The 10488-nt window shown below is 30.7% G+C and carries 10 protein-coding genes; 7 read left to right on the top strand and 3 right to left on the bottom strand.

Features of this window, described 5'->3' with window-relative positions; genetic code table 11:
* Positions 1–311: 311 nt before the first annotated feature.
* Both KSU54_RS17920 and KSU54_RS17915 read right to left on the bottom strand, forming a co-directional pair.
* Entirely contained in the window at positions 312–548 is a 237-nt protein-coding gene (locus tag KSU54_RS17920; RefSeq protein WP_003535946.1) for a hypothetical protein, read from the bottom strand.
* A gap of 215 nt (positions 549–763) precedes the next feature.
* Positions 764–1363 carry a hypothetical protein gene (locus KSU54_RS17915; protein WP_003535948.1) on the bottom strand — a complete coding sequence of 200 codons (600 nt, stop codon included), beginning with the start codon at positions 1361–1363 and terminating at the stop codon, positions 764–766.
* 198 nt (positions 1364–1561) lie between these two features.
* Here KSU54_RS17915 and KSU54_RS17910 point away from each other — a divergent pair, with 198 nt between their 5' ends.
* The 7 genes from KSU54_RS17910 (at position 1562) to KSU54_RS17880 (ending at position 9502) form a co-directional block, all read left to right on the top strand.
* Entirely contained in the window at positions 1562–2677 is a 1116-nt protein-coding gene (locus tag KSU54_RS17910; RefSeq protein WP_003535950.1) for an ROK family transcriptional regulator, read from the top strand.
* Between the two features lie 10 nt (positions 2678–2687).
* Positions 2688–3329 (top strand): HAD family hydrolase, encoded by a 642-nt coding sequence (locus KSU54_RS17905; RefSeq protein ID WP_008791242.1) that lies wholly within the window; start codon positions 2688–2690, stop codon positions 3327–3329.
* A 128-nt stretch (positions 3330–3457) separates the two neighbouring features.
* Positions 3458–4276, top strand: coding sequence for a Cof-type HAD-IIB family hydrolase (locus KSU54_RS17900; RefSeq protein ID WP_008791243.1), 819 nt, complete (start codon positions 3458–3460; stop codon positions 4274–4276).
* 315 nt (positions 4277–4591) lie between these two features.
* Positions 4592–5707: a 2-oxoacid:acceptor oxidoreductase family protein gene (locus KSU54_RS19360; RefSeq protein WP_003535953.1), complete on the top strand. Its 1116-nt coding sequence runs from the start codon at positions 4592–4594 to the stop codon at positions 5705–5707.
* Entirely contained in the window at positions 5682–7898 is a 2217-nt protein-coding gene (locus tag KSU54_RS17890; RefSeq protein ID WP_003535954.1) for a thiamine pyrophosphate-dependent enzyme, read from the top strand. Before KSU54_RS19360 ends, KSU54_RS17890 begins: the two co-directional genes overlap by 26 nt.
* Positions 7899–7969: 71 nt before the next feature.
* Entirely contained in the window at positions 7970–8632 is a 663-nt protein-coding gene (locus tag KSU54_RS17885; protein WP_117582488.1) for an MBL fold metallo-hydrolase, read from the top strand.
* Positions 8633–8749: 117 nt separating this feature from the next.
* The gene (locus KSU54_RS17880; RefSeq protein ID WP_008791248.1) at positions 8750–9502 is read left to right on the top strand and encodes a DeoR/GlpR family DNA-binding transcription regulator; all 753 of its coding nucleotides are present in this window, start codon (positions 8750–8752) and stop codon (positions 9500–9502) included.
* A 25-nt stretch (positions 9503–9527) separates the two neighbouring features.
* Here the strand turns inward: KSU54_RS17880 and KSU54_RS17875 are convergent, their stop codons facing one another.
* The gene (locus KSU54_RS17875; RefSeq protein ID WP_117792776.1) at positions 9528–10427 is read right to left on the bottom strand and encodes a glycyl-radical enzyme activating protein; all 900 of its coding nucleotides are present in this window, start codon (positions 10425–10427) and stop codon (positions 9528–9530) included.
* Positions 10428–10488 lie beyond the last annotated feature (61 nt).

Here is a 10488-nt window from a genome sequence, read left to right as displayed (position 1 = left end):
AAATATAAGAAAACTGGAGCAGGATATATTTCCCCTCCAGTTTTAGTATAGAGCCTGTATCTTATTCGATATACCTGCTTTTAAATATACATGAATTTAGATTTCATAGTAAATATTTAATATAAGAAAATATGAATTTGAAAAAAGTAAAAATTTTAGATATTAAATAATATGATAATTATAATTTAGAACTACTTTTTAAGCGATATTCTTAAATTTAAAACTATACTTTACCATAAAAAACGATTTTCCAATTATTTGATTTTTTGGCAGTTCACCGTGTGCTGATTTTTTATAAAATTTTGTATGGATTAACAATATGCTGGTAAATACATTTGGGGATTATCTTTGTATTTTTCAGCTTCTTCTTGACTTAGAAAAACAGTCAAATGTATTTGACTTGAAGAAATTATGTGAGGCCCAGCACATCCAGCATAACCTTCAATACTAAATTCATAATTATCATTATTACCACTAATATCAAAAACCTTTCCAGACATCACATAGCCATTCATCAAAAAATATACTACTGTTCCTTTTTCTAACATATTTATACCTCTTTCTATAAAATTGATATATGATAGTTAATATTTTGTTTTAAATGATTTACCTCATTATTAGTATGTAATTTTATTGTTGTAAATCTACAAAATATTTTAATTTTCTTACTACAACTGGATTATAGATCGAGCTTATTAAGTTATCAAATCATATGCATTAAATAAAAAAGAATTGATCTATATGATTATCTGGATCAATTCTTTTAAGCATCATTATTTGATTTAGGAAGTTCAATTTTTCTGCGTTCTTTATGACAATGCTTTTCAAAATCAATAGCAAGTTGATTCATGGCTGATAATTCTTGAAAGCTATAATCAACTTTAATTATTATTTGTTCTTGGCATCGATAGTAATAGAGATGATCGACACAATTAACAAAGATATGCTGATAAAAACTGTTAGCTAGATTTAATTGATTAAGAAAGTCATAGAGCATATGTTCAGGGAGATTGTGACAGTGTGAAAAAATATATAAACCATTATCTAAATAAATCTCATAGTTTTTGCTCTTTTGTTCTTTTCGCTCAAGAGCATTATCTATTTTATTGATTACGAATTCTAAATTTTTTTCATCATGGTCGAAAGGATTTAATTTTAAAGTACTATATAAAGGTTTTTTTATGTCAGCAACTGCTTCAGCTGGAGTTAATGCTTGAGTTACTTCAATTCCAAAATTACGTTTTGGAATGCGAAGGTCAGGACGATCAGCTTGAATAATATTATCAGCTGATACATCTAATACTTTTGTTAGGGTTAATGCAGCATATTTTTCAAAATAATTCTTACTATATGTCTCTTTCATTAATTGACCTCGATTTTTAAAAAGTGATAATCATTCATTGATTATCACTTAGTGGGTTTTATACTGTCTTCTTTATTCATATTATAGCATGGTTTATTTTATTTTCAAAGTAAGTAATAAGGATATTTGGATATTCATTGCGATATATTTAGATAACTGTTATACTTTTATAAAGGTTTTTTAGATAAGGTGGTATTTATGGTTGATTATAGTATTAAAAAGTATAATCGTAAGATTGTATATCAGCTGATATATCAAGCTAAGCAAATTACAAAACAGGAAATTGCGGAAAGATTAAAATTATCTTTGCCCACTGTTTCTAGTAATCTCTTGGAATTAGAACAGGCTGATTTGATAAAAAAAGAAGATATTAATGAGTCTACGGGGGGACGTAAGCCGTTAGCAATCTCTATTAAGGAACAATCTAGAATTGCAATTGGTGTCAGTATTTTAAAAGAAGGAATAACTTTTGTTGCTTTAGATTTGTATGCTCAACTGATTCGTAAACAAACAGTTGCTTTAGTTTATGATAATAGTGAAAGTTATTTTAAACAATATGGACAGGCATTAAATGAATTTATCGATTGTTTACAAATTAAAAAAGAAAATTTTTTAGGGATCACTATAGCTATTCAGGGGATCGTATCTCAGGATGGAAAAAAGGTTATTTATGGTCCAATTTTAAATAATCAGGGATTAACGTTAGAAAAGTTTGAAAAATCTAGTGATTTACCAGTTAAAATGATTCATGATTCTCATGCTGCTGGACTTGCTGAATTAAATTTCAGTGAAGATAATAACGATGCTATTTATCTATCTTTAAATCATAATCTAGGTAGTGCTGTATTTATGGCTGGAAAGGTTTTCCAGGGAAATAATTACAGTTCGACATTTGAGCATATGACATTAGTAGAGAACGGACGTCAGTGTTATTGTGGTAAAAAAGGGTGTTTTGAAGCTTATTGTAATGAAGATGCTTTATTAAAAAATCATACAAATATGACATTAGAAGAATTTTATAAACAATTACGGCAAAAAGACCAAACTGCAATGCAATCATGGAATGATTATTTTCATTATCTAGCATTAGCAATTCATAATTTAACCATGGTTTTAGATGCACCAGTAATTATTGGTGGTAAAATAGCTTCATTGTTTGAAAATGAAGATCTTGATCTATTAACAAAATTAGTTAGTGATTTGGATCCATTAAAGTTTACTGTTCCAGATATTAAAATAGGTCAATGTTTAAAAGAAACAGCAGCAATTGGAGCGGCTTTGACAGATATTAAAAAGTTTGTTGCAGAAATATAAGGAGAAGATAATGAAAAAAGCAGTTATATTTGATATGGATGGTTTGATGATCGATAGTGAGCGAGTTACTTATGAAGAGTATTGTCGTAAATTAGAACAATTAGGATATTCTTTTGATGAAGCTGTATATCGCTTATGTTTGGGGAAAAATAAGCAGGGAATATGTCAAGTATTTTATGATCATTTTGGAACTGCCTTTCCAATGACTGAAGTATGGGATGATGTACATATTAGGCTTGATGAACGTTTAGCAAAAGAGGTTCCTCTTAAAGCGGGATTATTAGAATTATTAAAATATTTAAAGGCAAATAATTATAAAACAATTGTGGCAACTAGCAGTGCACGGGTACGTGTCGATGTTATTTTAAAGAATGCACAAATTGAACAATATTTTGATGATACGATCTGTGGTGATGAAGTGATTCATGGAAAACCTAATCCTGAAATTTTTTTAACAGCATGTAAAAAACTTAATGTAGCACCAAGTGAAGCATTAGTGTTAGAAGATAGTGAATCAGGAATCTTAGCAGCCTATGATGGTAAGATCGATGTCTTATGTATTCCTGATATGAAGTATCCAGAAGCTGATTTTGCAAGTAAAGCAACTAAGATCATCTCATCATTAAAAGATGTAATTGAATATTTAAAGTAATAGTGAAAAGTTTCTATCATTGATTTGATAGGAACTTATTTATTTTTGAGAAGTTTTTGTTAAAAAAAAATACGAATATTGTTATAAAAATCAAAGGTTATATAATTTTACTAAGTGGAGGTATTGTGATGAATAAACTAACAAATATAAAAGCAGTAATGTGTGATGTTGATGGAACATTGTTAAATCAAGATGGTATTGTTTCACCTGCGACAGTTGAAGCAATTAAGAAAATTAGAGAAAAAGGAATTTTATTTGGTTTATCAACAGGGCGTGATGTTCATAGCGTTAAAACACTTTTAACTGTATGGGGAATTAGTGGCTTGGTTGATGCAATCGTTGGGACTGGAGGTGCTGAAATATATGATTATCAATTAAATATTGATAAATCAAGTTATCCGCTGGATGGTGAATTAATAAAAGATATTATTAAACATCATGAAGGAATGGATCTTAATTTTGCTATTCCGTATGAAGGGACATTATATGCACCTAAAGATGATGATTATATTCGTGATTTAGCACGTGATGATCGTGTGCCATATAAAGTTGTAGATTTTGATGTCTTTTTAAATGAGCCACGGGCCAAATTAATCATTGTTTGTGCACCTGATTATATGGATAAAGTTATTGAAAAAAGTAAAACTTTTTCTAATCCAAACTATAAATCAGCTTCTTTAAAAACAGCAAGTATTTTATATGAATATATGGATCCTCGGGTTTCTAAAACGCATGGATTACAAGAAGTTATGGCAATGCATAAAATTGAAATGACAGATTTATGTACTTTTGGAGATGCTGATAATGATTATGATATGACTTTAAATGCTGGAGTTGGAGTAGTCATGGCTAATGGAAGTGAAAAAACTAAGAGTGTTGCTGATTTTATAACTGATGATAATAATCATGATGGAATTGCAAATTTTATTAATAAATATATTTTATAGAGTCTGGTGATTGAAGTGCACTATATTGTTTTAATATAACCAATATAGTGCATTTTAGAGTTGGTTTTTTTTATTTAGAAATAATAATTAAATTAGTTTAAAAATATTATCTTTTCGATAAACTATAGTATTGGAGATAATATAAATGTATGGATTGATTAATTCATTTTTAATTTTTGAATTAGGAGTCATCGTGGGGGCTCATGTGTTTGTTTCAAATAGCTAAATCAAAAGATTAAGTCTAGTAATAGACTTTTTATTTTTTTGGAATGATGACGATAAAAGCGGGAATTATTCAATTAGGAGGTATAAGAAGTGAACAAGATAGAATTAAGTAAAGTAAATGAAGAAGGGTATTATGAAATTCGTTTAGAAAGTGTTGGTGGGTTAGGGGCTAATTTATGTGGAAAATTATTAGGTGAATTAGGTGCGGCTTATCTAGGATTTAATGCTTCAAGCTTTTCTAGCTACGGTTCAGAGAAACGAGGTTCTCCAGTCAAGGCGTTTATTCGTTATTGTGATGAAGATAAAGAAATTACTGTTAATACTCCCGTTACGCGACCCCATTTGCTTGGGCTTTTTCATGAAGCGATGATAGGAAAGTTACAAGTAACAGCAGGAGTCGATGAAAATAGTTGTATTGTCATTAACAGCGGTGAGCAACCAGATGTAATTAGAGATAAATTAAAATTATGTGCTGGAACGATATATTGTATTGATGCAATTTATTTAGCAATGAAAATAAAATGTAAAGTCAATATGATCATGCTGGGGGCACTAGCTAAAGCGAGTGGCTTTATTCCTTTAGAGACAGTTTTAGAATTGATTGAAGCTACTTTGGGTAAAAAATATCCTCAGCTATTACAAAAAAATAAAGAAGGGATAATTGAAGGTTATAATGGTGTTGTTAGTAAAACGTTTAATGATGATGGTAAGTATCCGTTCATTCCTTATCGTGAAATAGAAAATGACTGGGGTTATCAAAATGCACCACTTGGTGGTGTGAATCCTTGTTTTGGAAGTACTATTTCGAATGATTTAAGTGCATCACGGGAAGGCTATATACCATTGTTTCTCCAAGAAAAATGTATTCAATGTGCACAATGTTATATTACTTGTCCGGATATGGTTTTTCAGTTTGAACCGGGTATTTATAAAGGACGTAAGATGATGGTAAATAAAGGTTTGGATTATCATCATTGTAAAGGATGTTTACGGTGTGTTGAAATTTGTCCAACTCAAGCACTGGTTAGTGGAGTCGAACGCGAACATTCAAATTTAAAATGGTTTATTCGTAACAAAGATTTAATTGTTGAGCATATGGATTATGAAGATGTGGGAGCAAATTCGTGGATAACGAGTGATTCGTTTTTGGAGGTAGAAAAAATAACGGAGGTAAAAAGTGATGGAAAAACAAAAGATGGTATTTGAAAGTGGGAATGAATTGGCAGCTTATGCCGCTAAACAGATTAATTATCATGTAATGGGATACTATCCCATTACACCATCAACGCAGATTGCTGAGAATTTAGATTTAATGAAAGCTGAGGGTAAGCATGAGATTGCTTTAATTGCTGCTGAAGGTGAGCATAGTGCGGCTGGAATTTGTTATGGTGCAAGCGTTGCTGGGGCAAGAGTTTTCAATGCGACTAGTGCCAATGGTTTGTTATATGCATTAGAACAGTTTCCAGTTCAATCTGGAACACGATTTCCGATGGTAATGAATGTAGCTTGTCGAACAGTTTCTGGTCCACTTTCAATCAAGGGTGATCACAGCGATATCATGTATATGTTAAATACTGGATGGATTATTTTATTTGCTCATAGTCCCCAGGCAGTTTATGATATGAACATTTGTGCTCTAAAAATTGCTGAAAAAGTTAAATTACCAGTAGTTATTGCGTTTGACGGTTTTTTTACTAGCCATCAAAAAAATAAATGTCAAGTCTTTGAAGATGATCAAGTTGTCCAAAATTTTGTAGGTAAATATCTGCCTGAATATCAAATTCTTGATTTTGAACATCCAGTCACAGTTGGCTCTTATATGAATGAACCGGATTTAATGAATAATAAATACCAGCTTCATCTTGCAATGGAGGAAGCTCGAGAGGTTATTCCGGCTATTTTTAAGGAATATGAAACAATTTCTAATCGGGCTTATCAGTATGTAGAAAGTTATCAAAATGAAGATTGTGATGTCTTAATGTTTGTTCTAGGTTCTGGATTTAGCAGTGCAAAACGAGCTGTTGATGAATTACGCAAAGATGATAAAAAAGTTGGAGTAGTTACAATCAATGTACTGCGTCCATTTCCAAGTAAGGAATTAATTAAGCATTTTAAAGTGCCTAAAACAGTGATTGTTTGTGATCGTCAGGATAGTTATGGTGCCAATGGTGGAAATATGTCTTTAGAAATAAAGGCGGCAATGCAGGAGGCAGGGATCACTACCCGTGTAATTACGAGAATTTATGGCTTAGGTGGCCGTGATTTTTATAAAGATGATGCAAAAGCATTATTATTAATGGGATTTCAAAAAGATGTAAAATTATTTGATTATTTACATATTTATCCCGGTAAAATTGAACAACCAATAACTCAATTTTTTAAACCAATCAAAGAAACTCCTGATGACTTCAAGTGTGTTTATAATGAAGAAAAACAAATAATGGAAGTTAAGCCGTTTACGCTTAATCAAATTGCAAAGATGCCCCAACGTTTATCTGGGGGTCATGGTGCTTGTCCAGGATGTGGGATTCCCGTCAATGTCAATTTATTATTAAGTGCAATCAGTGGAAATGTTGTTTTATTATTTCAAACAGGCTGCGGAATGGTTGTAACAACTTCCTATCCAAAAACTTCTTTTAAAGTACCGTATGTTCATAATTTATTTCAAAATGGGGCAGCGACACTTTCAGGAATCGTAGAAGCGTTTAACCAAAAAGTAAAACGACATGAATATCCCGAAGGAGAAATTACTTTTATCATGGTTAGTGGTGATGGAGGAATGGATATTGGAATGGGAAGTGCACTAGGTGCAGCTTTAAGAAACCATCACATGATTATTTTTGAATATGATAATGGTGGTTATATGAATACAGGTTATCAATTATCATATTCAACACCATTAGGGGCTAAAAGTTCGACTTCTCATCTTGGTCAAGATCAGTTTGGAAAATCATTTTTTAATAAAGATATGCCAGCAATCATGGCTGCAACAAATATTCCATATATTGCTACTGTAGCTGAATCTAATCCAATAGATTTTGTTAGAAAAGCGATTAAAGCTAAGGCTTATGCTAAAGAGTTTGGGTTAGCATATTTGAGAACTTTATCTGCTTGTCCGTTAAATTGGGGTGATCAGCCAAATTTAGAAAAAAGTGTAATTGAAGCAGGGGTAAATAGTTGTTATTTTCCTTTGTTTGAAATTGAGCAGGGTAAGTATAATCTTACATATGATCCACAGAAAGCAAAGAAAAAGATTCCATTAATTGATTGGTTTGCAATGATGCAGCGAACTAAACATTTAAGTGATCCAAAGTATACAAAAATTGTTCAGGCTGCTCAAGATGAAGTTGATCGACGTTTTGAAATTTTGAAAAAGAGGGCAGATGATCAAATTTAATAAATAATATAAAAGGTTATTGCTTGTTGTGTCAATAACCTTTTATAATGAGTAAAAGAAGGTGATTAATTGTGGAAGTAACTGAATATGCTAAAGATTTATATATTTTAGATGATGGTCAGGTACGAGAATTTCTAATTATCGGTAGAAATGAAGCGATATTGATTGATACTGGTTTTCCTGAGACGAAGATAATTAATGAAGTTCAGAAACTTACTAGTTTTCCGCTTAAAGTACTGTTAACTCATGGTGATGGAGATCATTGTGGGGGACTTGATAGTTTTCAAGAATGTTATGTACATCAGGGAGATAAGGGTTTAATTAAAACAACAATAAAAATTAATTGTTTAAAAGAAAAGGATTTGATTGAAATTGGTGATTACTGTTTTGAGGTAATTGAGATACCTGGACATACTTATGGAAGTATTGCATTTTTAGATATTCAGAAGAAATTATTAATTGTTGGTGATATTGTACAATTAGGACCGATTTATATGTTTGGTGAGCATCGAAATTTAGATTTGTATATTCATAGCTTAGAAAAATTAAATACATATCAAAATCAAATTGAAACAATTTTGCCTAGTCATAATCGTTATCCATTAACTAAGGAGTATATTGGTCATTGTCTATCAGATGCTAGATTGTTAAAGGCACATAAACTTTTAGGTGTTAAACATCAATTTTTACCATGTCGGGAATATCGTGGTAAAAAAATTTCGTTCTATTATTAGAAATAATAACTTTCGTTTTGAGAATAATATGATTGAAACGAAAGTTGTTTTTATTGTATTTGAAATATTAATATGATAAGGTAATAAAAGAAAAGAGCGGTGATGAGGATGGTTAAGATGTTGGCAAGACATACAAAAATACTAGAATTAATAACAGAGAATAAGAAAATGGAAGTAACTAAACTTTCTCAGTTACTCAGTGTTTCACAAGTAACAATTAGAAAAGATTTAATTCAATTGGAAAATAGTGGATTGATTGTTCGTGAGCATGGATTTGCAACTTTAAATTCTAGTGATGATATAAATAATCGTTTAGCTTATCATTATGATATTAAGCAAAGAATTGCTAAATTAGCGGTAGAATCAATAGAAGATGGTGAAACCGTAATGATTGAGTCAGGTTCTTGTTGCGCATTGGTTGCTTTAGAAATTGCGCAGACCAAAAAAGATGTTACGATTATTACTAATTCTGCTTTTATCGCCGATTATATTCGTAAAGTTGCTAAAATTAGAATTATTTTACTTGGTGGTGAATATCAAAATGAATCACAAGTAATGGTAGGACCGATCACAAAAAAATGTGTTGAATCTTTTTTTGTTGATAAACTTTTTATTGGAACTGATGGCTTTACTGAAACCTCAGGCTTTACTGGGAATGATTATATGCGTAGCGAAACAGTTAGAGATATGGCAAAACAAGCTGATAAAGTTATAATTGTGACAGATTCATTTAAGTTTTTGCAAAAAGGGGTTGTAACTTTGATTCCTACTGCGGAAATCGCATGTATTGTAACTGATACTCATATTCCAATAGAATGCGAAAATTATTTATTAGATCATGGAATTGAAGTTAAGAAAGTAGAAAATTAAAAAAGCTTATTTTATAGTAAGCTTTTTAGAAAAAACACTTGATGTCTTCATTGATAAAAATATTTTGATATTCTTTTAAGTCTTCTTTGTGGAGGGCTTTTTTATTTTTTAAACTATATTCTAGATTGAGCATTTCATATTTTTTTTCACCAAATTGATGAAATGGTAATAATTGAATTTTTAAAACACCGATATTTTTTAAGAGTCTTGCTAGTCCTTTGGCATCATTTAATGAATCATTAAAATCTGGAATAACAGGAATTCTTGGTAATACTTCTATTTTGTTTTGTAATGCCCACTTTAAATTTTTAATTATTAAATCATTATAAACACCTGTACCTAAAAAATGCTGCTCACGATCATAATGTTTAACATCAAATAATAACAGATCAAATAATGGAGCAAGTTTAGTAAAAAGCTCATGTTCAATATATCCGGTTGTTTCAATTGCTAAATGAAGCTGATGTTTTTTTAGTTCATTAACTAAGTGAAATAAAAATGCTGGTTGTGACATTCCTTCTCCACCGGAAATAGTAATACCTCCATTAGATTCTTCATAAAAATCTTTATCTTGAAGACAGGTTGTCACAATTTCATCAATTGTTTTATACTCACCTTCATTTTTTAGGGCAATTTGAGGACATTTATTAACACATCTCAAACATCCATTACATTTATTTTGATCAATAATAATTTTATCTGCAATTAATTTAATCGCACCTGTAGGACAATTATTGATACAGGTCATGCAATGCGTACATTTGTTATGATCCCACAAAATTTGAACTGCTTTTAGTTGTGATTCAGGATTAGAACACCACTTACATCTTAATGGACAGCCTTTAAAAAATATAGTTGTTCTAATTCCTGGACCATCATGAATACTAAATTTTTGAATATTAAAAATTATCCCCTTATTTTCCATTATGAAGGCTCCGTGTCAATAGTGGAGGGGCTTAAGAGATAGCGAAAGCTATCTCTTTTCT

This window comes from Erysipelatoclostridium sp. MSK.23.31, assembly GCF_019125875.1.
Lineage (GTDB): Bacteria > Bacillota_I > Bacilli_A > Erysipelotrichales > Coprobacillaceae > Thomasclavelia > Thomasclavelia ramosa.
This window is presented reverse-complemented; position numbering and strand designations above follow the sequence as displayed.